This window comes from Variovorax cryoconiti, from assembly GCF_051216395.1.
Lineage (GTDB): Bacteria > Pseudomonadota > Gammaproteobacteria > Burkholderiales > Burkholderiaceae_C > Variovorax.
In genome coordinates this window covers 282,801-307,051 of record NZ_JBPJZI010000003.1, presented here as the reverse complement: position 1 = coordinate 307,051, position 24,251 = coordinate 282,801, and the positions used below count along the sequence as shown (strand labels likewise).

Annotated in this window: 20 protein-coding genes; 14 read left to right on the top strand and 6 right to left on the bottom strand. The window is 67.5% G+C overall.

Annotated elements, in window-relative coordinates; genetic code table 11:
- Window positions 1–275 precede the first annotated feature (275 nt).
- The 3 genes from ACSFA2_RS10525 to uvrA all read left to right on the top strand — a co-directional run bounded on the left by ACSFA2_RS10525 (window position 276) and on the right by uvrA (window position 6,386).
- Window positions 276–1,811, top strand: coding sequence for a hypothetical protein (locus ACSFA2_RS10525; protein ID WP_435455273.1), 1,536 nt, complete (start codon window positions 276–278; stop codon window positions 1,809–1,811).
- On the top strand, window positions 1,808–3,259 hold the full coding sequence (locus ACSFA2_RS10520; protein WP_435455272.1) for a gamma-glutamyltransferase family protein: 1,452 nt from the start codon (window positions 1,808–1,810) through the stop codon (window positions 3,257–3,259). The genes ACSFA2_RS10525 and ACSFA2_RS10520 overlap by 4 nt, the downstream gene beginning before the upstream one ends.
- Before the next feature lie 91 nt (window positions 3,260–3,350).
- Window positions 3,351–6,386 carry an excinuclease ABC subunit UvrA gene (gene uvrA / locus ACSFA2_RS10515; protein WP_435455271.1) on the top strand — a complete coding sequence of 1,012 codons (3,036 nt, stop codon included), beginning with the start codon at window positions 3,351–3,353 and terminating at the stop codon, window positions 6,384–6,386.
- A 47-nt stretch (window positions 6,387–6,433) separates the two neighbouring features.
- On the opposite strand, the gene ACSFA2_RS10510 is transcribed toward uvrA, so the two are convergent.
- A complete protein-coding gene (locus tag ACSFA2_RS10510) occupies window positions 6,434–7,960 on the bottom strand; it encodes a lyase family protein (protein WP_435455270.1) in 1,527 nt (508 codons plus the stop codon).
- Window positions 7,957–8,970 (bottom strand): Bug family tripartite tricarboxylate transporter substrate binding protein, encoded by a 1,014-nt coding sequence (locus tag ACSFA2_RS10505; protein WP_435455269.1) that lies wholly within the window; start codon window positions 8,968–8,970, stop codon window positions 7,957–7,959. The genes ACSFA2_RS10510 and ACSFA2_RS10505 overlap by 4 nt, the downstream gene beginning before the upstream one ends.
- A gap of 103 nt (window positions 8,971–9,073) precedes the next feature.
- On the opposite strand from ACSFA2_RS10505, the gene ACSFA2_RS10500 reads away from it, so the two are divergent.
- The 6 genes from ACSFA2_RS10500 (at window position 9,074) to ACSFA2_RS10475 (ending at window position 15,020) form a co-directional block, all read left to right on the top strand.
- Window positions 9,074–10,033: a LysR family transcriptional regulator gene (locus ACSFA2_RS10500; protein WP_435455268.1), complete on the top strand. Its 960-nt coding sequence runs from the start codon at window positions 9,074–9,076 to the stop codon at window positions 10,031–10,033.
- Window positions 10,034–10,293: 260 nt separating this feature from the next.
- Window positions 10,294–11,289 carry a taurine ABC transporter substrate-binding protein gene (gene tauA / locus ACSFA2_RS10495; RefSeq protein ID WP_435455267.1) on the top strand — a complete coding sequence of 332 codons (996 nt, stop codon included), beginning with the start codon at window positions 10,294–10,296 and terminating at the stop codon, window positions 11,287–11,289.
- A 9-nt stretch (window positions 11,290–11,298) separates the two neighbouring features.
- A complete protein-coding gene (locus ACSFA2_RS10490) occupies window positions 11,299–12,087 on the top strand; it encodes a taurine ABC transporter ATP-binding protein (RefSeq protein ID WP_435455266.1) in 789 nt (262 codons plus the stop codon).
- Entirely contained in the window at window positions 12,080–12,949 is an 870-nt protein-coding gene (locus ACSFA2_RS10485) for an ABC transporter permease subunit (RefSeq protein WP_435455265.1), read from the top strand. The genes ACSFA2_RS10490 and ACSFA2_RS10485 overlap by 8 nt, the downstream gene beginning before the upstream one ends.
- 92 nt (window positions 12,950–13,041) lie before the next feature.
- Window positions 13,042–14,127 carry a sensor histidine kinase gene (locus ACSFA2_RS10480; RefSeq protein WP_435455264.1) on the top strand — a complete coding sequence of 362 codons (1,086 nt, stop codon included), beginning with the start codon at window positions 13,042–13,044 and terminating at the stop codon, window positions 14,125–14,127.
- Between the two features lie 113 nt (window positions 14,128–14,240).
- The gene (locus tag ACSFA2_RS10475; RefSeq protein WP_435455263.1) at window positions 14,241–15,020 is read left to right on the top strand and encodes a TerC family protein; all 780 of its coding nucleotides are present in this window, start codon (window positions 14,241–14,243) and stop codon (window positions 15,018–15,020) included.
- 19 nt (window positions 15,021–15,039) lie between these two features.
- On the opposite strand, the gene ACSFA2_RS10470 is transcribed toward ACSFA2_RS10475, so the two are convergent.
- The 3 genes from ACSFA2_RS10470 to pdxR form a co-directional block, all read right to left on the bottom strand.
- A complete protein-coding gene (locus tag ACSFA2_RS10470) occupies window positions 15,040–15,429 on the bottom strand; it encodes a VOC family protein (protein WP_435455262.1) in 390 nt (129 codons plus the stop codon).
- Entirely contained in the window at window positions 15,426–15,806 is a 381-nt protein-coding gene (locus tag ACSFA2_RS10465; RefSeq protein WP_435455261.1) for a VOC family protein, read from the bottom strand. The genes ACSFA2_RS10470 and ACSFA2_RS10465 overlap by 4 nt, the downstream gene beginning before the upstream one ends.
- Window positions 15,807–15,882: 76 nt before the next feature.
- On the bottom strand, window positions 15,883–17,400 hold the full coding sequence (pdxR, locus tag ACSFA2_RS10460; RefSeq protein WP_435455260.1) for a MocR-like pyridoxine biosynthesis transcription factor PdxR: 1,518 nt from the start codon (window positions 17,398–17,400) through the stop codon (window positions 15,883–15,885).
- A gap of 238 nt (window positions 17,401–17,638) precedes the next feature.
- On the opposite strand from pdxR, the gene ACSFA2_RS10455 reads away from it, so the two are divergent.
- The 3 genes from ACSFA2_RS10455 to ACSFA2_RS10445 are packed head-to-tail and all read left to right on the top strand — an operon-like array spanning window position 17,639 to window position 20,336.
- Window positions 17,639–18,004, top strand: a complete 366-nt coding sequence (locus ACSFA2_RS10455; RefSeq protein ID WP_435455505.1) for a nuclear transport factor 2 family protein — start codon at window positions 17,639–17,641, stop codon at window positions 18,002–18,004.
- A 14-nt stretch (window positions 18,005–18,018) separates the two neighbouring features.
- A complete protein-coding gene (locus ACSFA2_RS10450; protein ID WP_435455259.1) occupies window positions 18,019–19,419 on the top strand; it encodes an NAD(P)/FAD-dependent oxidoreductase in 1,401 nt (466 codons plus the stop codon).
- Window positions 19,419–20,336, top strand: coding sequence for an EamA family transporter (locus ACSFA2_RS10445; RefSeq protein WP_435455258.1), 918 nt, complete (start codon window positions 19,419–19,421; stop codon window positions 20,334–20,336). Before ACSFA2_RS10450 ends, ACSFA2_RS10445 begins: the two co-directional genes overlap by 1 nt.
- Before the next feature lie 18 nt (window positions 20,337–20,354).
- On the opposite strand, the gene ACSFA2_RS10440 is transcribed toward ACSFA2_RS10445, so the two are convergent.
- Window positions 20,355–21,050, bottom strand: coding sequence for a Crp/Fnr family transcriptional regulator (locus tag ACSFA2_RS10440; protein ID WP_435455257.1), 696 nt, complete (start codon window positions 21,048–21,050; stop codon window positions 20,355–20,357).
- Between the two features lie 99 nt (window positions 21,051–21,149).
- Between ACSFA2_RS10440 and ACSFA2_RS10435 the strand changes: the two genes are divergently transcribed.
- Entirely contained in the window at window positions 21,150–22,706 is a 1,557-nt protein-coding gene (locus tag ACSFA2_RS10435; RefSeq protein WP_435455256.1) for a tannase/feruloyl esterase family alpha/beta hydrolase, read from the top strand.
- Between the two features lie 285 nt (window positions 22,707–22,991).
- Window positions 22,992–24,140, top strand: coding sequence for an ABC transporter substrate-binding protein (locus ACSFA2_RS10430; protein WP_435455504.1), 1,149 nt, complete (start codon window positions 22,992–22,994; stop codon window positions 24,138–24,140).
- Window positions 24,141–24,251 lie beyond the last annotated feature (111 nt).

Here is a 24,251-nt window from a genome sequence, read left to right as displayed (position 1 = left end):
GTTAATACAGTATGCAAAACGCGAGCCAGAAAGCAATCTTGCGCTGCAGCACAAACCCCGCCCAGCGCACCGTCTGACGCACTGAAAAGGCGCCTTATCGCAACACCTCCCCTCTGAAGCAGCGTGCTTATGGGGCGAACTCGCACCATGGCGAAGCACACCAGATGCGTACCACCGTACTTACCCCGTGGCCTGCTTTTTGCGTACTTGGAATACTGTATACCGTTTAAGTCCGCGTTTTTCACAAAACACCCATCCCCCACGAGGACCTCACCATGGATTCCATCACCATCACCGCTGCCCACTGGGTTTACCTGCTGGGCGTCGGTGCCATCGTCCTGACGATGATCTTCCGCGCGAATGTCGTCGTGCCGTCCATCATCGCCACCTTCTGCGTGGCCCTGGCATGGACGCACAGCCCGATCGCCGCGCTCGGCAGCATCTTCAATGCGAGCTTCGTCGCCGCGAAAGAACTGTTCAACATCTTCCTGGTCATCGCGCTGATGACCGCGCTGCTGAATGCCCTGAAGACACTGCAGTCCGACATTCGCATGGTGGAGCCGTTCCGGGCGATCATGAAGAACGGCCACATCGCCTACTTCGTGCTCGCCGGCATCACGTATGTGATCTCGCTGTTCTTCTGGCCCACCCCCGCCATTCCGCTGGTGTCGGCCGTGCTGCTGCCGGCGGCCATCGCTGCGGGGCTGCCGCCACTGGCCGGGGCCGTCGCGATCGCCATTGCCGGCCAGGGCATGGCGCTGTCGTCGGACTACGTGATCGGCGTCGCACCCGGCATCAGTGCTCGCGCGGCCGGCGCCTCGGCCATCGTGGTGGCCGACCGCGCCCTGGTGCTGTCGCTGATCACCGGCGTCATCGCATTGCTCATCGCCTATTTCACGCTGCGCCGCCAGATCCTGCCGGCGAGCAACGCGCTGCTGGTGCAGTGGCAGGCACAGACCGCCAATGGCGAGACCGTCGCCCTCGAGGCCGCAGGCACCTTCGACAAGGCAGAGATCGCGCGCGGCACCAGCCGTGACGCCCCCTTCCTCAGCGAAGCGCAGATCGAGAAGACGCTGACGACCGTCGACGCCCGCCGTGCCCTGTGGTCCAAGGTCTTCGCCGTGCTCACCCCGCTCGCCTTCCTGGCGGTCATCGCCACCATGGTGCTGCCCAAGTTCATGCCCTCGCTCCCCGAACTCAAGGGCGGCGCCGCGGCGACGCTGGTCGGCGGCATGGCCGCCATGCTGATGATCCTGGCCACACTGGCGGCCGAAGGGCCGCGCCAGATGCTCGACGTCAGCGCCGACCACATCACGGACGGCTTCGTCTTCGCCTTCAAGGCCATGGGCTCGGTGCTGCCGATCGCCGGCTTCTTCTTCATCGGCGCGGGCGAAACGGCCGGCCCGATCCTCGGCATGGCAGCCGATGTGAAGCCACCGCACCTCCTGTTCGAACTGATCCAGAGCGCCCAGCACCTGATTCCCCACAACCATGCCTTCGTCGCCTTCGGCGTGCTGATCGTCGGCATGATCACCGGCATCGACGGCTCGGGCTTCGCAGGCCTTCCGCTCACCGGCACGCTCTCCGGCGCGCTGGCGCCGGCCGCCGGCATGGACCCCGCCACGCTGGCCGCCGTCGGACAGATGGGCGCGGTGTGGACCGGCGGCGGCACGCTGATCGCCTGGTCGTCGCTCATCGCCGTGGCCGGCTTTGCGCGGGTCCCGGTGCTGGCCGCGGTGCGGGCGCTGCTGTTCCCGGTGGTCACCGGCCTCGTCGTGGCCACGCTGTGCGCGGTGGTGCTCTGGTCGTGACCGACGCGGTCCGCGGCGCGCACTGCATGGTCGCCACCGGCCACCCGCTGGCGGCCGCCGCCGCGCACCGCATGCTGCACGCTGGCGGCAGCGCGGTCGACGCGGCCATCGCGGCCGATGCCGTGCTCGGCGTCGTGGAGCCGATGGCCACCGGCATCGGTGGCGATCTGCTCGCCATGCTGGTACGGCCTGGGGGGGATGCAGAGAGCTACAACGGCACCGGCCGCGCCCCGGTCGCCTTCCACGCCGGACTGCTCGACACGCTCCCCGAAGGGCGCATCCCCCAACGTCATCCGCTGTCGGTCACCACGCCCGGCGCGGTGCAGGGCTGGTGGGACCTGCACCGTGCGCATGGCCGTCTCGACTGGGCTCACCTCCTGATGCCCGCCATGCAGGTGGCCCGCAACGGCTTCGCCGTGGCGCCGGTCGCCGCACGCGAATGGGCACTGTTCGAACCGGTGTTGCGGCAAGACCCGGTGTGCGCCGCCCTCTACCGCGCCGGTGGCGTGCCGAAGGCGGGCGAACGTTTTGCCAACCCGGCGCTGGCCGACGTGCTGGCCGCCATCGCCCGCGAAGGGCGCGACGCCTTCTACCGCGGCATACCGGCGCAGGCCGCCGCCGCCGCGGTGCAAGGCATGGGCGGCGTGCTGGACGCCGCGGACTTCGTGGCGCACCGCGGCAACTTCTGCGAACCGCTGTCGCAAGGATTTCGCGATCTGCAGGTGCTGGCTTGCCCACCCAACACGCACGGCATGGCGGTGCTGGATGCGCTGGCACGCCTCGATGGCCTGCCCCTCACGGCGAACGACCCGCAGGTTTTCGTGCAGGCCGTCGGCGCCATGGGCGCGGCCATGCGCCGTGCCAAGGAAACGGTGGCCGACCCGGCCGGCAACACGGTCTGCACCGTGGTCGTCGATGCCGACGGCCTGGCCATCTCGTTGATGAGCAGCATCTTCAAGCGCTTCGGCTCGGGCATTGCCGTCCCGGGTTGCGGCTTCGTGCTGCAGAACCGCGGCTTCGGCTTCTCGACGCCTGGGCACATCAACGGCCCGGCCCCGGGCAAGCGCCCGTATCACACCGTGGTACCCGGTGCGGCTCTGAAGGACGGGCGCTTCCATGCCGCCTTCGGCGTGGTCGGCGGAGCCATGCAGCCGCAGGGCCAGGTGCAGCTGCTGCTGCGCATCGCGGCGTGGGGCGAGGCACCGCAGGCCGCCCTGGACGCGCCGCGCTGGCGGCTCGAGTCCGACACCGCGCTCGCCATCGAGGCGGGCATGCCGTCGCCCATCGTCGCGGCGCTGCGCGCCGCCGGCTACACGGACCCCGTCGGTACCGGCGAACTGGGCGGCCGCAGCGATTTCGGTGGCGCCCAATGGGTGATGCGCGACGCCGACGGCGGCCTGATCGGGGCGTCGGACAAGCGCAAGGACGGCCTGGCCCGCAGCGAATAGACGACCGCAGCGTGCGGGCGCGGGCGCGCACCACCGCCCGAAATCCGCTCGGGCACTATCATGCTCGGTTGCCCCGAACGGACCGCCCCCAGTGAATTCGCCCCCCGATGACGTCTACCTCGGCGCCGTGCTCGCGCAGCAGCGCATCAGCATCCGCGGCGCGCGCACCCACAACCTGAAGAACGTCGACCTCGACATTCCGCGCAACAAGCTGGTGGTGATCACCGGCCTGTCGGGCTCGGGCAAGTCGAGCCTGGCCTTCGACACGCTCTACGCCGAAGGCCAGCGCCGCTACGTCGAAAGCCTGTCGGCCTATGCGCGGCAGTTCCTGCAGCTGATGGACAAACCCGACGTCGACGTGATCGAGGGCCTCTCCCCCGCGATCAGCATCGAGCAGAAGGCGACCAGCCACAACCCGCGTTCCACCGTGGGCACCGTCACCGAGATCCACGACTACCTGCGCCTGCTGTACGCGCGCGCCGGCACGCCCTTCTGCCCCGACCACCACCTGCCGCTGCAGGCACAGACGGTGTCGCAGATGGTGGACGCGACGCTGGCCATCCCCGACGAGCCTAGGCTGATGATCCTGGCGCCGGTGGCGCGCGAGAAGAAGGGCGAGTTCCTCGAGCTCTTCGCCGAGATGCAGGCGGCCGGCTACGTGCGCTTTCGCGTCGACGGGCAGACCTACGAATACAACGACCTGCCCAAGCTCAAGAAGACCGAGAAGCACGACATCGACGTGGTGATCGACCGACTGCGCGCGCGCGCCGACATGCAGCAGCGCCTGGCCGAGAGCTTCGAAGCCGCGCTGCGCCTGGCCGACGGCCGCGCCATCGCGATGGAGATGGGCGACGAGGGGGCGAACGGCAAGGAACACCTGTTCAACGCCAAGTTCGCCTGCCCGATCTGCCACTACTCGCTGGCCGAGCTGGAGCCGCGCCTCTTTTCCTTCAACTCGCCGGTCGGCGCCTGCCCGAGCTGCGACGGCCTGGGCCACCGCGAGTTCTTCGACCCGGCGCGCGTGGTCGGTTTCCCGTCGCTGTCACTCGCCAGCGGCGCCATCAAGGGCTGGGACCGGCGCAACGGCTATTACTTCAGCATGCTGGAGAGCCTCGCCAAGCACTACCAGTTCGACATCGATGCGCCCTTCGAGTCGCTCGCGCCTGCGGTGCAGACCGCACTGCTGCACGGCTCCGGCGAGGAAGAGATCAAGTTCAGCTACACGATGGAGTCGGGCGCCTCAGCCGGCAAGAAGCTGACGAAGAAGCACCCCTTCGAAGGGATCATCCCGAACATGGAGCGGCGCTACCGCGAGACCGACTCCACCCTGGTGCGCGAAGACTTGGCGCGCTACCGCAACCTGCAGCCCTGCCCCGACTGCGGCGGCTCGCGCCTGCGCATCGAGGCACGCAACGTGTTCCTGGTGGACGAGACGGTGCAGGCCGATGGCAGCACGCCCGAGCGCAAGGCGATCTACGAGGTGAGCCACCTCACGCTGCGCGACAGCCTCGCCTACTTCCGCACGCTCAAGCTGCGCGGCGCCAAGGCGGAGATCGCCGACAAGGTGGTGCGCGAGATCGGCCTGCGGCTGCAGTTCCTCAACGACGTCGGCCTGAACTACCTGAGCCTGGACCGCAGCGCCGAGACGCTGTCGGGCGGCGAGTCGCAGCGCATCCGGCTCGCCTCGCAGATCGGCTCGGGCCTGACCGGCGTGATGTATGTGCTCGACGAGCCCAGCATCGGCCTGCACCAGCGCGACAACGACCGGCTCATCGGCACGCTCAAGCACCTGCGCAACATCGGCAACAGCGTGATCGTGGTCGAGCACGACGAAGACATGATCGCCGCCGCCGATCACGTGATCGACATGGGCCCCGGCGCCGGCGTGCACGGTGGCCGCGTGATGGCCGAAGGCACCTACGAAGAGGTCAAGGCCAACCCGAATTCGCTGACCGGCCAGTACCTGTCGGGCGTGAAGAAGATCGAGGTGCCCAAGCACCGCACCGCCTGGCTGCCGGTGGTGGCCAAGCCGGCCTTCAACGAAGGCAAGAAGGCGTCGCGCTTCCCGCAGAGCCCCGCGGCCGAACGCCGCGCCGCGCGCGAAGCGGCGCACCTGGCCACGCAAAGCGACCTGCAGGAAATCCGCGTGGTCGGCGCGACCGGCAACAACCTCCAGAACGTGAGCGTCGCCTTCCCGGTCGGCCTCCTGACCTGCGTGACCGGCGTGTCGGGCTCGGGCAAGTCGACGCTGGTGAACGACACGCTGTACAGCGCCGTCGCGCGCACGCTCTACCGCGCGCACGACGAGCCGGCCGAGCACGAGGCGATCGAAGGCATCGAGTACTTCGACAAGGTCATCAACGTCGACCAGAGCCCCATCGGCCGCACGCCGCGCAGCAACCCGGCCACCTACACCGGCCTGTTCACGCCCATCCGCGAGCTGATGGCCGAGACCAACACCGCACGCGAGCGCGGCTACGGCCCGGGCCGCTTCAGCTTCAACGTGGCCGGCGGCCGCTGCGAGGCCTGCCAGGGCGACGGCGTGGTGAAGGTCGAGATGCACTTCCTGCCCGACGTGTACGTGCCCTGCGAGGTCTGCCACGGCCAGCGCTACAACCGCGAGACGCTCGAGGTCCAGTACAAGGGCAAGAACATCGCGCAGATCCTGGAGATGACGGTCGAGGCCGCGCACGAGTTCCTGAAGGCGGTGCCGACCATCGAGCGCAAGCTGCACACGCTGCTCGACGTGGGCCTCTCGTACATCAAGCTGGGCCAGGCCGCGACGACGCTCTCGGGCGGCGAGGCACAGCGCGTGAAGCTGGCGCTGGAGCTGAGCAAGCGCGACACCGGCCGCACGCTGTACATCCTCGACGAACCGACCACCGGCCTGCACTTCGCCGACATCGAGTTGCTGCTGCGGGTGCTGCACCAGCTGCGCGACGCCGGCAACACCATCGTGGTGATCGAGCACAACCTGGACGTCATCAAGACCGCCGACTGGCTCATCGACATGGGCCCCGAAGGCGGCGCCGGCGGCGGCATGGTGGTGGGCGAAGGCACGCCGGAAGACATCGCGGCGAACGCCGCCAGCCACACGGGCAAGTATCTGAAGCGATTGCTGCCCTGAGAAGCCACCCCGGACGCCGGCCGGACGGCAGTCGCCGCCGCCGAAGATCAGGGGCGCGTTGCGACCGCCCCGAACGCACGGTCCAGCAGCGCGTCGGCCTGGGTGAGCTTCAAGCGACGGCTGTCGAGCCAGCGCTGATCTCTGGCCAAGGCGTCGCGCGCATTGGCAAGCATGCGCTGAACCTCCGCCGGCTGCGGCCCGCCCACGCCGACGCGGGTGTGCACCATGTTCGTCGGCGACAGCGTTCTGCGGAACGCCACTTCGTCGAGCGGCAAGGTCAAATCCGCGAGCGCGTACTTTCGCCCTGCCTCAGCGTAGATCCGCACGGCCTCTGCGTAAGGGAACTCACGCGGGCGCAACTGGTGGGCCCGCGCGAAGAGAACGACTTCGGATGCGAAATGGTGACCGACCCGAAACGGAATGGCGTGCTCGCGCTGGAGGGTCTCGGCCAGCTCCATCGATGTCGTCCAGTCCGAATCCAGTTCTTCCAGCGACCGCGCCGGGTCGACCCTCAAGGCGTCGAGCACGTCGGCAAACTGCGTCAGCATGTCGACGGCGAGCACGAAGGTCTTCGCGCCTTGGGCATTCCAGGCGGCCTTGTAGTCCATCATTCCCGGCGTGACGTTGTGCGCACGCAGGGTCACGGCCTGGGCAGAAGCGACGACGTCCGTCGCCCTGGCGCGTGTGTTCTGAATCACGCCCGGATTGGCTTTCTGCGGCATCGCGCTGCTGGTGTACGTCCGGCCTGGAGCCAGTAGCAGCCACGGACGCGTCTGGTGGTACTGCACATGCAGATCCTGCATCATCGCGCCCACCCGTATCGCCGTCGAACTGGCGATGGCAGTGGCTTCGAGCGGAATGTCGTAGGTGCTGACCTGCCCTGCATCGAAGGAATTGATGATCAGCCCATCGAAGCCGAGCAGGTCCGCAAGGCGCTCGCGCTTGAGCGGCCAACTCGAGTTGGCGAGCACGGCCGTGCCGAGCGCGCTCAGGTTGATGCGCGGGTAGGCCTCCCGCAACCGAGCCGCGTCGCGTTCGAAGGAGTCGGCGAAGGCGAGCAGGTAGTGGGCATAGCTCACCGGCATTGCCTGCACGCCATTGGTGTACGCGGGGACCAGCGTGTCGACGTTCCTGCCGGCCAGATCGATCAGGCGGCCGCGGGCTGCGTTGAGGTGGGACGTGAAGTCCAGCACCTCGGTGCGAAGCTGTGCCGCATTCAGGGTCGAATGGATGTCCTGACGGCTGCGCCCCGAATGAATGAGGGTCGCCTCCGGGCCCGCAATGTCCGTGATGATCTTTTCGAGCTGCAGCACGTCGGTCGGGCGCCGCCCGCCCGGCTCACCGGCCTGCTCGATGGAACGCGCGACGCCGCGCGCGATGCGCCCGGCCATGGCGTTCGGAATGATGCCCTCCTCCACGCTCACGACCGTGGACGCCATGTTGATTCGACCGAACCAGTAGAAGACGTCCTGCGCCTTGGCTTGTGCACTCGTCGCGTCGCTGCCAAACGTGTCCTGGCTTCTGGCGGCTGCGTGACTGGCGCTCGAACACCCCGGGGACTCAGGCAGCGTCATCGCTCCAGCTTCAGCGTGGGTGCAATGCTTCGGTAGCGCGCATCTTCGGCTTGCACATGACGCTCGAACTCCTTCGAGGTGCCGGGGTCGGCCGCCTGGTAGCCGAGCTTCGACAGACCGTCGCGGAGCTCCGGCGTCTTCAAGGCCTGGTTGAGCGCGGCATTGATCTTCTGGACCACGTCCGGCGGGGCCTTGGACGGCAAGAAAACACCCAGCCATGCGTCTGTCGAGAATCCCTTGATGGTGGTCCCCTCGTTAATGGTCTTGATGTCCTTGTAAAGCGGGGCTCGCTGTGTGCTCATCAAGCCCAGCGACTTGAGCTTGTTCTCCTGGATGTATTGGACCGCCGAGGGCAAGGTGACGACCGCCAGATCGATCTGCCCGCCGAGAAGGTCGACATTCAGCGGTGCGGCGCCCTTGTAGGGCACCGTGGTCCATTCGACCTTGGCCTGAGTCGCAAGCATGGACAGCGCCACATGCTGCAAGCTGCCCAAGCCGGGGATGCCCACGTTGACCGTTCCGGGCTTGCTTCGGACATACGCGATCAGCTCGTCGATGTCCCGTGCGGCCATCTTGGGATTGGCCACCAGAACGAAGGGCGTCACACCGATGGGCCCGACGGCTGCCAGGTCCTGGTGCTTGTATGGGGTGCCGGGCGCAAAGATCGGCGCCAGCACGACCTCGTTGATCGTGCCCGCCAGCAGGGTGTAGCCGTCGGGACTGGATCGAACGACCTTCTGTGCCGCGATCGCGCCGGAGGCGCCTGCAAGGTTCTCGATGACGACCGGCTGACCAAGCGCTTTTCCGAGGTGGTTGGCAATGAGCCGTGCTGCGGCGTCGGTCGCGCCGCCGGCGGGGTACGGGACCACCATCGTGATGGACTTGTTGGGGTAGGTCGCCACCTGCGCGGCCAGGTCTTGCGCGCCAGCGACGACCAACCCGAGCACCAGACACAGCCTGACGAGATAGCCGCCAGGGCGGATTCGCCGTCCACTGCCGAGAGCATTCATCTGTGCGTTCCGAGAGATGTGATGGGGCCATTCTCCGAAGGTCGACCCCAGGCTGCAACGCGATAAACCACCTAAGATATCGACAAATCCAATAGCTCCGGTCATGTCTTCTTCTCCCGGCCCCGCGCATAGCTTGAACAGGCGCCTGCTCCACTACGCGCGCCCCCGACAGCTTCAGCTGGTGGCCCGAATGGCAGAACTGGGCAGCATCCAGAAGGCCGCCTCCGCGCTGGGCATGAGCCAGCCTTCGGCCACGCAGGCCCTGGCGAACCTCGAGGCGCTGCTGGGTGTCAAGATCTTCGACAGGCACGCACGCGGCATTCGTCCGTCCGACGCCGGCGCACTTCTGCTGCCGGCCGTTCTTCGCGCAGTCGGCGCCATCGAGGCGCTGGGAAGCCAGGCCGCAACGGTGCTGGAAGGCGCGCGAGGCCTGGTGAGACTGGCCGGCATTTCAGCCGCGAGCACATCGGTTCTGGCACAGGCCCTGCCGTCCCTGTGCGCGGCACATTCGGACCTCTGGATCGAGTACCAGGAAGTCGATGCGGACAGGATCTCGCAGCTGTGCGCCGACGGGGGCGCCGATCTGCTGCTGTGCCGCGTGCCCACGCTCATCCCGCAAGGGCACAGGTTCGAGCCGCTCGCACACGACCAGCACAGCGCGTTCTGCGCACACGACCATCCTCTGACGAGAAAGCGCGGCCTCGCGCTGCGCCACTGCGCAGCGCAGACGTGGATCCTGCCCCCGAAAGACGCGCCCTCCCACGCGGCCTTCATGCAGTGGTGCGAAGCCGAAGATGTGCAGGCAACGGTCGCGCGCATCAGCACGCGATCCGTCTCCGTCATCACCGCGATGATGCGAGACCTGAAGATGCTGTACGTCGGCCCCAACAGCCACATGCGCACGTTGGTCGAAACCGGCGTGGTGCGAAGACTTCCACTGACGATCCCAGGTCGCCTCGACGCACTGGGACTGCTGAGAAAGATCGCCGTCGCGCCTGCCGCCGTCGAGCTCGTTGCCGACCATCTCCTTCGCTGGTCGAAAGCCTCCTCCGCCGCCGCATAGCAGCGCCATCACACAACACCACACCACAGCGGTCCGCAAGGTGGCAGTGACCGTGCGCGACAACGGCAGGCGCCAGATTGATGCGCACCGCCGGAGTGCGACCGGCCAACCACGCACCACAACGAAATCCCGCGGGCCGCCACTGGCCCCAAACGCAGCGCTTCGCTGGCACTTACCGGGCGCGGGGCTTGCCTGCACAGTCGACATCGGCGCGGCATCGTGGAGATGCTGCATTCCAGATGTCGATCTCAGGAGCCCCCATGAAATTCAGCCAATGTCTGTCGATGGCCTTCGCGGCCTGCATGTTGAGCGGTGTGGCCGCCGCGCAAACCAAGGAACTGACCTTCGCCCACCAGGACATGCTGGTGCCGCTGCGCCTGGTCATGGAGTCCGGCGAGGTCGAGAAGGCCACCGGCTACAAGATCAACTGGCGCATGTTCTCGGGCGGCGGCGACGTGATCCGCGCGATGGCGTCGGGCGACGTGCAGATGGGCGAAGCCGGCTCCAGCCCGCTGACCGCCGCGGCCAGCCAGGGCCAGGACATCCAGCTCTTCTGGATCTCGGCCGACATCGCCGACGCCGAGGCGCTGGTCGCGCGCAACGGCAGCAACATCGCGAGCCTGAAGGACCTCAAGGGCAAGAAGGTCGCCACGCCCTTCGTGTCGACCGCGCACTACCAGCTGATGGCCGCGATGAAGATGGACGGCGTGGCCGGCCGCGACGTCAACGTGATGAACATGCGCCCGCCCGAGATCGCCGCCGCCTGGGAGCGCGGCGACATCGACGCCACCTTCATCTGGGACCCGGTGCTGTCGAAGATCAAGACCAACGGCAAGGTGATCGCCACGTCGGGCAGCATCGGCAAGAAGGGCGCGCCGACCTTCGAGGGCCTCATCGTCAACAAGCAATGGGCCGCCGCCAACGAGCCCTTCATGGTCGCTTTCGTGAAGGCACTGAACCGCGCCAACGACGAGTACAAGGCCTCGGGCAAAAGCTGGACGGCCGACTCGGCCCCCACCAAGGCGATGGCCAAGTGGACCAAGGCCAATCCGGCGGACGTCGGCCCAGCCATGGCGCTGTACACCTTCCCCACGCTGGCCGAGCAGGTGTCGCCGGCGTGGCTGGGCGGCGGCGCGGCCAAGGCCATGGCCAACACCGCGGCCTTCCTGAAGGAGCAGGGCCGCGTGCAGGAGGTCAAGCCCGACTACAGCGCGTTCGTGACGACCGCGTACGTGCAGAAGGCGATGGCCAAGTAGGCGCCCCCCATGCCCACGCTCGACATCCGCGACCTCGAGGTCCACTACGCCGTCAAGGGCGGCTCGCTGCAGGCACTGGCGCCCGTCAACCTGACGATGCACGACGGCGACTTCGTCGTCGCGCTCGGCGCATCGGGCTGCGGCAAGAGCACGCTGCTCAACTGCATCGCCGGCTTCCTGCCGCCGTCGAGCGGGCAGGTGCTGCTCGACGGCCAGCCGGTGACCGGCCCCGGCGCCGACCGCGGCGTGGTCTTCCAGAAGCACGCGCTGATGCCGTGGCTCAACGTGCGCGACAACGTCGCACTGGGCCTGCGCCTGGCCGGCATGGACAAGCCCGCGCGCGACGCCATCGCCGAACAGAAGCTCGCGCTGGTCGGCCTCGAGAAGTACGCCGACCGCGCGGTGTACGAGCTGTCGGGCGGCATGCAGCAGCGCGTGGGCATCGCCCGTGCACTGGCCAGCGACCCGGCCGTGCTGCTGATGGACGAACCCATGGGCGCGCTCGACGCCTTTACGCGTGAGACGGTGCAGGAGATTCTTCTGCACGCCTGGCAACAGTCGAACAAGATGGTCTTCTTCATCACGCACTCGGTCGAAGAGGCGCTGTTCCTCGGCACGCGGCTGATCGTGATGAGCCCCAGCCCCGGCCGCATCTCGCACGTCTACGACGACGTGCCCTTCTCGCGACAGTTCCTGGCGCACGGCGACGCGCGCAAGGTCAAGTCGGAGCCCGAGTTCATCCGCATGCGCGAGGAAGTGCTCGCCATCATCCACCAGCGCGAGGCCACCCATGTCTGAACTCGCCATCGACACCAAGACCGCCGCCGCACCCGCTGCGCCCGCAACAGCCACCACCACCGCCACGCCCAAGACCACGCGCTTCAAGGTGCCCGGCGAAGGCAACAGCGCGGGCATCAGCGTGCTGACCGTGGCTGCGCTGATCGCCGTGTGGTTCGGCGTGACCAACCTCGGCCTGGTCAAGCCGATCTTCCTGCCCACACCGCAGGCCGTGTTCCAGCAGTTCTACGAGTACCTCACCGGCCAGGCCAACGACAAGCCGCTGTGGCAGCACTTCGTCGCGAGCATGCTGCGCGTGTTCTCGGCCTTCTTGCTGGCCTGCGTGACGGCGATTCCCATCGGCATCGCGATGGGCATGTCGCGCACGGTGCGCGGCATCTTCGACCCGCCGCTGGAGTTCTACCGGCCACTGCCGCCACTGGCCTACCTGCCGCTGATCATCATCTGGTTCGGCATCGACGAAGTGCCCAAGGTGCTGCTGATCTTTTTGAGCTGCTTCGCACCGCTGGCGCTCGCCGCGCGCTCGGGCATGCGCAGCGCGTCGCAGGAACAGATCAACGCCGCGTACTCGATGGGCGCGACCTACCTGCAGGTGATCCGCCACGTCATCCTGCCGTCGGCCATGCCCGACATCCTGATCGGCATGCGCATCGCCATCGGCTTCGGCTGGACCACGCTGGTCGCCGCCGAGATGGTCGCCGCCAACGTCGGCCTGGGCCAGATGGTGCTGAACGCATCGAACTTCCTGCGCACCGACATCGTGATCATGGGGATCATCGTGATCGGGGTGGTGGCGTATCTGTTCGACCTGCTGATGCGGTGGGTCGAGCACAAGGTGGTGCCCTGGAAAGGCAGGATGTAACCCTACGCCCGGTCCGGGCGCAACTCGCTAGACTGCCCGGCTCGGGGCAACCGACCCGAGCCCCCGTACACCGCGAGCCGCCTCCAGGACCCATGCAGCTGTTGCCGCCCGAGCCACCGACCGCCAGCGCGCAACCGCTCGACTACGTCATCGCGTTCGCCGCCGTCATGGCAGCGCTAGGGCTGCGCTACCTGCTGAACCCGCTGCTGGGGCAGCAGGGGCCGTACCTCATCCTCTCGCTCGCCATCGTGGTGGCCGCGTTCTACGGCGGCTTCGGACCGGCGCTGTTCGCCACGGTGCTGAGCACCTCCATCGGCACCTACCTCTTCATCGGCGGCGGCAGCTGGCAGGCGTTCTTCCAGCCCCAGAACATCAGCCGGACTGTGCTGTTCCTGGTCATCGGGCTGAGCATCGGCGTGATCGGCGGCCGCTTGCGCACGTCGCGCCATGACCTGGCAGCGAGCGTGCGGCAGCTGCGCGCCAGCAACCGTGCCAAGGACAACGCCATGGCCACGCTCGGCCACGAGATCCGCAACCCGCTGGCGGCGCTGCACACCGCGCAGGAAGTGCTGCGCCGCGCGCCCGACGACGCGAAGCGCGTGGTGTGGGCCAGCGAACTCATCGGGCGGCAGGTGCTGCAGATGACGCGCATGGCGGACGACCTCGTCGACCTCTCGGGCGTGATGCGCGGCGAATTCCAGATCGAGAAGCAGCCAGTAGACCTGCGGAAGGTTCTGGCCCAGGCGCTCGAACAAAGCGGGCCGCTCATCGCGAAGAAGGGCCATCGGCTCCACACCGACCTGGGCACCGAACCGGTGGAAGTGCTCGGCGACGCAACGCGCCTCGTGCAGGTGTTCGCGAACCTGCTGAACAACGCGGCCAAGTACACCGACCCGGGTGGGGACGTGACGCTGGGGCTGCGCACCACCACAGCACGAAAGGTGGCCGTCACCGTGAGCGACAACGGCATCGGCATGCAGCCCGGCGCCATCGACGACCTGTTCGAGCCCTTTGTGCAGGCGCCCGGGGCTGCGTCGAATGCGGAAGGTGGGCTGGGACTGGGGCTGGCGATCGTGAAGAAGATCGTGGAGCGGCATGGCGGGACCGTGTCGGCCATGAGCGCGGGGCTTGGGCAGGGCAGCACGGTGAGCGTGATGTTGCCGCTGGCGCCGGCCTGAGGCGTCACGCGCGCAGCAGGCGCTCCGCCCAAAGGCCCAGTCGAAGTCCGGAAATCGGCGAAGGCGGTGCGGGCAGCGGGCATCATCCGCCCACCCACTCCGCCAAAACAACCGTGCAAAGCCTCCAAGCTCTCTTTACCGACCCGACCCTGTGGGCGGCGCTTTTCGCCCTGGTGATCATGGAAGTCGTGCTCGGTATCGACAACCTGATCTTCATCTCGATCCTGTCGAACAAGCTGCCGGAGCACCAGCGCAAGCGGGCGCGCCGCATCGGCATCGGCCTCGCGCTGATCATGCGGCTCGCGCTGCTGTCGATGATCGCGTGGCTGGTCGGGCTCACGGCGCCCGTGTTCGACCTCGGCTTGAAGGGCAGTTTGGATGCGCACGGAACACCGAGCTTCGAGACGCAGTTCTCGTGGCGCGATCTGATCCTGATCGCCGGTGGCCTCTTCCTCATCTGGAAGGCCACGAAGGAAATCCACCACCACGTCGACCCGCCCCTCGTGAAGGCAGGGCCCAACGGTGCAGCCGTTGCAGCGATCGCGTTCTCGTCGGTGCTGTTCCAGATCGTGCTGCTGGACATGGTGTTCTCGGTGGACTCCATCCTCACCGCCGTCGGCATGACCGACAACCTGGCCGTGATGGTGATCGCCGTCATCACCGCCGTCACCGTGATGCTGCTGGCCGCCGAGCCGCTCGCCAACTTCATCAACCGCAACCCGACCGTCGTGATGCTGGCGCTCGGCTTCCTCTTGATGATCGGCGCCGTGCTGATCGCCGACGGCTTCGGCGTGCATGTGCCCAAGGGCTACATCTATGCCGCGATGGCCTTCTCGACGCTGGTCGAAGTGCTCAACATGCTGTCGCGGCGCGGCAAGAGCCGGTCGGCCTGACCGCGCGCCATGCGGGCATTCAGCCCGGCGGCGCGTGGCAGACCGCCTCGACGTTGTAGCCGTCCGGGTCGAGCACGAAACAGGCGTAGTAGTGCGGGTGGTAGACCAGCCGAATGCCCGGCGCGCCATTGTCCGTGCCGCCGGCCGCCAGCGCGGCACGGTGGAACGCATCCACGCTCTCCCGGCTGCGGGCGCGAAAGGCGATGTGGATCCGGGGCGCGAGCGGCGTGCCTTCGATGAGCCAGAACTCACCGGCCGGGTCATCGAACGCCCCCGGCGTGGCCTTGCCGTAGCCGACGGCATCGCCAAAGTCACGCCGCGGCACATGGCCCAGGGTGGCAAGCACGGGTTCGTAGAAGCGCTTGCTGCGCGACAGGTCCGAGACTTGGAGGCCGGTGTGGTCGATCATGACGGCAGTATCTCGCCGACCATCAGGCGATGGCCGTCCAGCGTCGCGACCGCGAATTCGCGCATGCCCCAGTCGCGGTCGATGGGCGGATGCAGCACGATGGCCCCGCGCTGGGTCCACTCCGCGTGCAGCGCATGGGCATCGTCGACGTGCAGGTAGGCGAAGTAGGCATGGTCGCCGGTGGCCGACGGCGGCAATGCGTCCGGGCAATGGCCCAGCATGATGCTGACGCTGCCACGGCGAACCAATTGCCAATCCGTCCGGCCCGGCCATTCGACTGTGAAGCCGAGCGCGTCACGGAAGTAGGCGGTGTTGCGGTCGAGATCGGGGACGGCCAGGACGAAAGCAAAGGGCCGGATATCGTTGGGGATTGGCATGGGCACTTCTTCATGGTTGAGGATGGCATTCTCTGCATCTCGCGGCAATCCTCTACGTGCGAACGCCTATTGAAACCTATCGCCCCGTCCCCCGCACCGCTTCCCGCAACGCCCGAATCCCCGGCTCGATCTGCCCCACATCGATCGACGACAGCCGCAGCCTGAAATACGGACACGGCCGCGGCGGCTGCGCGAAGAACACGTCGCCGGGTTCGATCAGCACGCCGTGCTCGCGCGCCCGCACGGCCAGCGCACCGCCATCGAGCCAGTCGGGCGTCTTGACCCACAGCGACGCACCGCCCTGCGCGGGCGTGCATTCGAATTCGGGGAGGTGCTCGGCCAGTGCCTTCATGGCGGCGTCCATGCGCTGCGCCAGCACCTGGTTCACGCGGCGCGCGTGCGAGTCGTGGTGACCGAGCGAGAGGAACAGCGCATACGCATGCTGCAGGAAGGCGCTGGGGTGCCGCACCATGGCGTGCCGCAGCACGCGCAGTTCGCTCACCAGTTCCTTCGGCGCCACGATGAAGCCGAGCCGCATGGCGGGCGACAGGCTCTTGCTGAGCGAGCCGATGTAGATCACGCGGCCGGTCTTGTCCAGGCTCTTGAGCGCGGGCATGGGTTCGCCGGCGTAGAGGTTCTCGGCCTCGTAGTCGTCTTCGATGACGACGAAGTCCTGCAGCGCGGCCTTGCGCAACAGCCACTGGCGGCGCTCCAGGCTCAGCGTGTGCGTGGTCGGGCTCTGGTGGGATGGCGTGACGAACATGTAGTCGAGTGCGGGCAGCGACTCGACCACCAGCCCCTCTTCGTCGACCGGCACGCCGATGATCTGCGACGTGCGCAGCGAGAAGGTGTTGCGCGCATGCGGGTAGCCGGGCTCTTCGAAGCCGACGCGCGTGTGGCGGTCGAACAGCGCTTCGGCGATGAGGTAGCAGGCGTGCTGCGCGCCGACGGTGACGAGGATCTCTTCGGGCCGCGCGAACACGCCGCGCTTGGGCAAGAGGCGCGTGCGGATCTGCTCGACGAGGTCGGGCACGTCGTCGGTCTCGAAGTCGGGCGTCCAGTGGGGCAGTTGCGATCGCGCCAGGCTGCGCACGCAGCATTCGCGGAAGTCTTCGGTGGGAAACAACTGCGCGTCGTGCGTGCCATAGACGAAGGGGTAGGGCACCTCGCGCCAGCGGTCGGGTTTCGACAACGTGGGCTGGTCGGTCAGCGAGCGCAGCACGCGCGTGCCCCACTGCGGCGGCGTGCCGCTCGCGGCGCCTTCGCGGCTGAAGGGGTCGACGATGTGCGCGGGGTCGGCGATGGCGGCGGGGCGTGCGCCGTGGCGCACGAAAACGCCCGAGCGCGGGCGCGCTTCCAGATACGCCTCGTCCACCAGTTGCTGGTACACGGCCGTCACAGTGTTGCGGCTCAGACCCAGCGCCTGCGCGAGGTCGCGCGACGACGGCAGCGCCGCACCGGGGGCCAGGCGGCCGTCGAGGATCACCTGGACCACTTTGAGCCGCAGCCGCGCCTGCAACGGCAGGCGGGTGTTGTCGTCCAGCATGAAGAGCTGAGCCCACAGCGGGCTCGACGCGGGTGGAAGCGCGCTCATCGTTCGCGTCGCGCCTGGCGTGCGCACGCACCCGAAGAGGGCGCGCGGACGTCGATGGTGCATGCGGTGATGGGTCTGGCTTTCACGATGGGGGCGGACTGGCTCTATGGGTCGGAAGGGGCGGAGCTTAACCTTTGATCACTCGCATACAGATGCAGTTTGCGTGCCGTTCGCTACACAGATCCGACCCTTCCAAGGAAGCCTCTTGACCACCCCCGCCACCGCCGTCACCACCGACATGCTCGCCGCGTTTTCCGACGCATGGAACCGCCACGACCTGCCCGCGCTGATGTCCTTCATGCATGCCGACTGCGTGTTCGACACCGCCGCCGGCCCCGAGGCTTTCGGCACGCGTCACACCGGGCACGAGGCGGTGGCCAAGGCCTTCGCCGCGGCGTGGACGAACTTCCCCGATGCGCAATGGCGCAACGGCAAGCACCTGGTGATGGGCGACCGCGGCATGTCCGAATGGACCTTCACCGGCACCGCGCTCGACGGCACGCGCAGCGAATCCGACGGGGTCGACCTGTTCACCTTCAAGGACGGGAAGATCCTCGTGAAGAACGTGTTCCGCAAGGCCCGCCCCGCGCTGCCGCCGCTCTGACCCCGGACACCGCCATGAGCATCACCACGCCCCGCGAACTCTTCGCGCCCTACGACCCGGCGTACGACCCGCTGGTGTCCGACGGGCCCGGCCGCAACCGCGACTACGCACCGACCTACTGGGCCGCCACCGCCGGCCCGGCACCCGACGACGACGGCCCGGTGGCGGGCGACATCGATGCCGACGTGGTCATCATCGGCTCGGGCTTCACGGGGCTGGCGACGGCGCTGTTCCTCGCGGAAGAACATGGCATCAAGGCCGTGGTGCTCGAAGCCAACCGCGTGGCCTGGGGCTGCACCAGCCGCAACGGCGGGCAGGGGCAGAACGCGAGCGGGCGGCTCTACCGCTCGCAGTGGATCGAGCGCTGGGGCCTGGCCACGGCCAAGCGGCTCGACGCCGAGATCCGCTATGGCTTCCAGACCTTCAAGGATCTGGTCGCCACGGCCGACTGCGAGCCGCAGGGCGGCGGCCACCTGTACATCGCGCACCGCGCGAAGAAGATGGCCTTCCTCGAGAACGAGACGCGCGTGATGCGCGACCAGTTCGGCTACGACGCACGCATGCTCACGGCCGACGAAGTGCGGAGCAACTACTGCAATGACCAGGATGCGCACGGCGCCATGCACGAGCCCGAAGGCATCTGCGTGCACCCGCTCAAGCTGGCCTACAGCTACCTCAAGCGCGCACGCGCCGGCGGCGCACGCGTGCATCCGTCGAGCCCGGTGATCGGCTGGGAGACCAAGAACGGCGTGCACCACCTGAAGACGCCCGGCGGCACGGTGCGTGCCCGCGCCGTCGGCATCGCGACGGGTGCGTACACCGCGCCCGGCCTGCACCCGACGCTGAAGAACCGCCTGTTCCCGGTGCTGTCGAACTCGATCGTCACGCGGCCGCTCACCGACGCGGAGCTGAAGGCGACGAACTTCCTCACGCACGAAGCCATCACCGACACGCGCACGCTGCGCTTCTATTACCGCCTGCTGCCCGACCGGCGCGTGCAGATCGGCAGCCGCAGCGCCATCACCGGCGCCGACGCGCACCGCGGCGCGCACTACCAACTGCTGGTCGCCGGGCTGGAGCGCAAGTTCCCCGCGCTCAAGGGCATCCCCATCGACTACTCGTGGTGGGGCTGGGTCGACGTGGCGCACGACATGATGCCGCGCATCGTGCAGCCCGACGCGAAGCAGAGCGTGTTCTACGCGCTGGGCTATGGCGGCAACGGCGTGTCGTTCTCGGCGCATGCGGGGCGGCGGCTGGCGCAGCGCATGGCAGGGCATGATGACGCCATGTTCGACCTGCCCATCTACGACAGCCCCCTGCCGTTCCCCGCCCAGGGCGAGTGGGCCGCGCCCTTCCGCCGCGTCGGCCAGCGCTTGCTGTACCGCTGGTACCAGCTGCGCGACGAAGTGCTCTGATGCGCGCACGGCCATCGGCGACTGCGCAAGCGCCCCTGATGGGCCTCGACCTGCTCGCCGCACTCGGCGTGGTCGTGATCTGGGGGCTCAACTTCGTGGCGATGAAGTTCTCGCTGCGCGACTTCACGCCCTTCCAGCTCGGCACCTTCCGCTACGTGTTCGCAGTGCTGCCGCTGCTGCTTTTCATCAGGAAGCCGGCGCTGTCGTGGCGCTGGCTGCTGCCGGCCGGGCTGGCGCAGCTCGGGCAGTTCGGCCTGTTGTTCGTGGCGCTGCAGATGGGCATGACGGCGGCCCTGGCGTCGGTGCTGATGCAGACGCAGGTGTTCTTCACCACGCTGCTGGGCATCATCCTGTTGCACGAGCGGCTCAGCGGGCCGCTGCGCGCGGGGCTGGTGCTGGCCGCAGCGGGGCTGGCCTGCTTCGCGGTGAACCTCGGCGGTGGCAGCGGGGGCATCACGCTGCTGAGCCTGCTGCTGAACCTGGGCGCCGCGTCGATGTGGGCGGTGTCGAACATCATCGTGCGGCGCGCGCAGCAGTCGCAGCCGGGCTACGACCCGCTGGGCTTCGTGGTGTGGATGTCGCTGGTGCCCATCGTCCCCTTCGCGGTGATGGCGTGGTGCTTCGAGCCCGCCGCCACGCGCTGGCAATGGACGCACGCCAGCCTCGGCGCGTGGGCCGGCGTGGCCTACCTCGGCTGGTTCGCGACCGTCGCGGCGTATGCGATGTGGACCTGGCTGCTCAAGCGCCATGCAGCCAATCGCGTGGCGCCTTTCAGCCTCGGCGTGCCGGTGATCGGGCTGGCGGCGGGCATGCTCGCGCTGGGCGAAACGGTGTCGGCCTGGCAATGGGCGGGCAGTGCGTGCGTGGTGATGGCGCTGGCCGTCGTGATGTTCGGCGGGCGGTGGCGCCGGGGCTGACGGCACGTGCCTTGGCACTCATTCACTGTGTTCGCGCGCATAGGCCCGCAGGCCGTCGATGTCGACGACACCGATGCTGCCGTAGGCAATGCAGACCAGCCCGGCGTCCTCGAGCTCGTGCAAGGCGCGGTGCGCATGCTGACGTGAGATCCCTGCCAGTCGACCGATCTCCTCCTGCGAAATCTGGAGGATCGGATCGGTATGGGGGTTCAGCTGCGGATTGAACAGTTCGGCCAGGCAGTGCGCCACCCTGGAGCTCAGGTCGTGCATCCGGTAGCTCTCGGCCAGCGCGATGAACTGACCCACCCGCGCGTTGAGCTGCTTGATCATGAAATGGCAGAACGCCAGGTTGCTCTCCAGCAGATAGTGGAAGGTGTGGCTTGGCACCAGTGCGACCCGGCTGTCGCGCAACGCAGCCACTTCGTAGGGTCGCTGCTCGCGCTTGAGCACCGAGCCCTCGCCCAGCCATCCGCCCACGGAGGTGCCGCTCAACGTGGTGCTGCGACCGTCGGCGGACAGGATGTCCACCTTGAGCATGCCTTCGACCACGCCGATCCAGTGCGTGGCCAGGCTGGACTTGCGGCAGACCACCTCGCCCGCCGAATAGAAGCGGTCCACCGTCTCCGACCGGACCCGCCCGAACTCCTCGTCGGAGAGACCCTGGGCCCAGGCAGCCGCTCGCAACATCTCGATGGTCTGCACGTGGTTTGTCATTTGAAGGACTTTCTTTTGCCGCCTCGGTGCCTAGCATCCATTTCGCAGGCACCGCTCGCGGCGGCCTGATTAGGCGGCTGTACAAACAGGAGACAAATCATGAGAAACCCTCTCTCGCGGGCCCGTGCGGCCCTGCTGAGCATTCCGTTCTTGCTGGTGGCTTGTGGCGGCGGTGGCGGAAGCGATTCATCGGGATCTGCGCCACCGCCTGCAGCGCCGGTCGCATCGGCGGGCGACAAGTGCAAGGCGTTCGCGGGCACGTCGCTGGGCGGCGCGTCGATCAACGACGCCAGCCTGATCGCAGCCAGCGCAGCGTCCGCGGAGTACTGCAAGGTGACGGGCACGCTGCACAGCACGTTGAACTTCGAGCTGCACCTGCCCACCGTCTGGAACAACAAGCTGCTGTATGCAGGCGGCGGCGGCTGGGACGGCAGCATCAACATCGTTCCCAGCTCTCCGAGTGGCTCGACGGGCGGCTACGTCCTCGTGGCCTCAGACGGCGGGCGACAAGGCAATGGCCTCGACGCGTCGGTCTTCCTGAACAACTCCACCGCACAAGCCGACTTCGGCTACCTCTCGATCCACTCGGTGAAGGAGGTCAGCAACGAGATCGTTCGCCAGCGCTATGGCACCGACGCACAGTTCAGCTACTTCGAAGGTTGCTCCAACGGGGGCCGCGAAGCGCTAATTCAAGCCACCCGCTTTCCGAACGACTTCGACGGCATCGTCGTGCGCGCGCCGGCGTATTCGTTCACCGAGCTGTTCCAGGCCTTCGTGGCAAACGGAAAGGCGCTCGCCGCGCCGGGCGGACAGATCAATGACGCGAAGGCCACGCTCATCGGCAAGACCGTCACCGCGCAGTGCGACGCACTGGATGGTGCGGCCGATGGCATCGTGAGCAACCAGGCCGCCTGCACCTTCAACCCGGCGGTGCTGCGATGCGCCTCGGGCGACGCGGACACCTGCCTGACCGACGCGCAGATCACGACGGCCAACACGATCTATTCGGAGCTCAAGCGCGCGGACGGGACCAGCGTCTACCCCGGCTGGGGACCGGGCGGCGAAGACCTGGGCTGGCCGCTGTGGGTCACCGGCTCCGCGGTCGGCGGCACCGGCCTCCAGTTCCAGTTCGGCAGCGGCCTGGTGAAGTACTGGGTCACCGGCGATCCGGCTTTCAACGTCCTGACCTTCGACCCCGAGATCTACACGTCGGGGTTGCGGCTGGCCGCCACCACGCTCGACGCGACGCCCGACCTTCGTTCCTTCTTCGGCCAGGGCGGCAAGATGATCCTCGTCCACGGCACGCATGACTGGGCCATCAGCTACAAGGGGTCGATCAAGTACTTCAACGATGTCGCGACGACCGTCGGTGGCGCGTCCACGCGGGATGCCTCGATGGAGTTCTTCCTCCAGCCGGGCGTTCAGCATTGCGCCGGCGGGGTCGGCCCGGACACCGTCGACCTGGTGGACGCCGTGTCGAAATGGCGAGAAGGCGGCGCCAAGCCTTCGGCGCAGAGCATCGTGGCCAAGAAGCTCGACCCGACGACCCAGGCCACCGTGCAGACGCGCCCCCTGTGCAAGTACCCGACCTTCCCGAAGTACAAGGGCAGCGGCGACCTGAATTCGGCCGACAGCTTCAGCTGCCAGAGCAGCTGACCGGACGGGCGAGGCGTCGGTCGCGCGCTGCGCGCCGGCGCCGATCGCGCCCACGGCGCGGCTCGGCGCCCTAGCAGGTATTCGGGTTGGCACTGTTCGTGCAAGCCCGATTGACACCAGATGCTTCAGACATAAAGTATTTACTTGTGAATGAAGTGGCCCGCACAATGCCGGGGCCACATGCATCGAAGTGGTGCCAACCTGACCTAACCGGAGTCCTCCATGCGCTCGAAGTCCACCCAGCCGCCCGTCGCGACCGTCCTGTCCCGCACGCTGCGCTCCCTGATGCTCGCGTCCGCCTTCGGCGTGGCCGGTGCAGCACTGGCCGCCCCCGTGAAGGTGGGTCTGGCGCTCGACATTTCCGGCCCCTTCGCCGCCCTGGGCGCAGAGGCCCGTGACGGCTTCGCGCTCGGCATCAAGCAGCTGGGCGGCAAGCTCGGCGGCCAGCCGGTGGAGTTCGTCCAGGCCGACATGGCCGGCAGCCCCGACCAGGCCAAGCAGCTGGTCGACCGCATGATCCAGCGCGACAAGATCGATCTGTTCTCGGGCCCGATCGGCTCGAACATCGCCATCGCCGTCGGCCCCACACTGTTCGCCGCCAAGGTGCCGTACCTGTCGTCCAACGCCGGCCCCAGCCAGTTTGCCGGTGCGCAGTGCAACGCCTACTTCTTCGGCACGGCCTACCAGAACGACCAGTTCCACGAGGCCGCCGGCAAGTTCGCACAAGACCGCGGCTTCAAGAAGATGGTGATGATCGCCCCCAACTACCCGGCGGGCAAAGACGCGCTGGGCGGTGCCAAGCGCCAGTTCAAGGGCCAGGTGGCCGACGAGCTGTACACCAAGCTCGGCCAGATCGACTACGCCGCCGAGCTCGCGCAGATCCGCGCGGCCAAGCCCGACTCGATCTACTTCTTCCTGCCCGGCGCGATGGGCATCAACTTCATCAAGCAGTTCGTGGGCGCGGGCCTGTCGAAAGACATCACGCTGGTCACCAGCGGCTTCTCGGCCGACGAAGACGTGATCGGCGCCGTGGGCGAGCCGATGCTGGGCCTGTTCAACACCTCGCATTGGGCGCATGACCTGGACAACGCCGCCAACAAGGCCTTCGTCGACGCCTTCAAGAAGGAATACAACGGCCGCTACCCGTCGGTGTACGCCGCCCAGGCCTACGACGTGATCCTGGCGATGGACGCCGCCGTGAAGCAGGCCGGCGGCAACGCACAGAACCGCGAAGCCGTGATCGCCGCCCTGAAGAAGGCCAACTACGCGTCGACGCGCGGCAGCTTCAAGTACGCGAACAACCATTTCCCCATCGAGAACTTCTACCTGCGCGTGATCGGCAAGGACGCGCAAGGGAAGATCACGAACAAGACGGTGAGCACCTTGTTGACCAACTACGGCGACACCTACGCCGCCAACTGCCCGCTGAAATAGGCTCTCCCCCGGGGCTTCGCGCACTTCGTGTCGCTTCGCCTTCCCCCTTCCGGGGGCAACACCAGCGGCCCGGCAAAGCCGGTTCCGCGGTGTTCCACGAACAACCCGAAT

Coding starts and splice junctions, on each gene's coding strand:
- ACSFA2_RS10525 (WP_435455273.1), top strand. CDS start 276: ATGGATTCCATCACCATCACCGCTGCCCACTGGGTTTACCTGCTGGGC.
- ACSFA2_RS10510 (WP_435455270.1), bottom strand. CDS start 7,960: ATGACGCTGCCTGAGTCCCCGGGGTGTTCGAGCGCCAGTCACGCAGCC.
- ACSFA2_RS10505 (WP_435455269.1), bottom strand. CDS start 8,970: ATGAATGCTCTCGGCAGTGGACGGCGAATCCGCCCTGGCGGCTATCTC.
- ACSFA2_RS10500 (WP_435455268.1), top strand. CDS start 9,074: ATGTCTTCTTCTCCCGGCCCCGCGCATAGCTTGAACAGGCGCCTGCTC.
- tauA (WP_435455267.1), top strand. CDS start 10,294: ATGAAATTCAGCCAATGTCTGTCGATGGCCTTCGCGGCCTGCATGTTG.
- ACSFA2_RS10490 (WP_435455266.1), top strand. CDS start 11,299: ATGCCCACGCTCGACATCCGCGACCTCGAGGTCCACTACGCCGTCAAG.
- ACSFA2_RS10485 (WP_435455265.1), top strand. CDS start 12,080: ATGTCTGAACTCGCCATCGACACCAAGACCGCCGCCGCACCCGCTGCG.
- ACSFA2_RS10480 (WP_435455264.1), top strand. CDS start 13,042: ATGCAGCTGTTGCCGCCCGAGCCACCGACCGCCAGCGCGCAACCGCTC.
- ACSFA2_RS10470 (WP_435455262.1), bottom strand. CDS start 15,429: ATGATCGACCACACCGGCCTCCAAGTCTCGGACCTGTCGCGCAGCAAG.
- ACSFA2_RS10465 (WP_435455261.1), bottom strand. CDS start 15,806: ATGCCAATCCCCAACGATATCCGGCCCTTTGCTTTCGTCCTGGCCGTC.
- pdxR (WP_435455260.1), bottom strand. CDS start 17,400: ATGAGCGCGCTTCCACCCGCGTCGAGCCCGCTGTGGGCTCAGCTCTTC.
- ACSFA2_RS10455 (WP_435455505.1), top strand. CDS start 17,639: ATGCTCGCCGCGTTTTCCGACGCATGGAACCGCCACGACCTGCCCGCG.
- ACSFA2_RS10450 (WP_435455259.1), top strand. CDS start 18,019: ATGAGCATCACCACGCCCCGCGAACTCTTCGCGCCCTACGACCCGGCG.
- ACSFA2_RS10445 (WP_435455258.1), top strand. CDS start 19,419: ATGCGCGCACGGCCATCGGCGACTGCGCAAGCGCCCCTGATGGGCCTC.
- ACSFA2_RS10440 (WP_435455257.1), bottom strand. CDS start 21,050: ATGACAAACCACGTGCAGACCATCGAGATGTTGCGAGCGGCTGCCTGG.
- ACSFA2_RS10435 (WP_435455256.1), top strand. CDS start 21,150: ATGAGAAACCCTCTCTCGCGGGCCCGTGCGGCCCTGCTGAGCATTCCG.
- ACSFA2_RS10430 (WP_435455504.1), top strand. CDS start 22,992: ATGCTCGCGTCCGCCTTCGGCGTGGCCGGTGCAGCACTGGCCGCCCCC.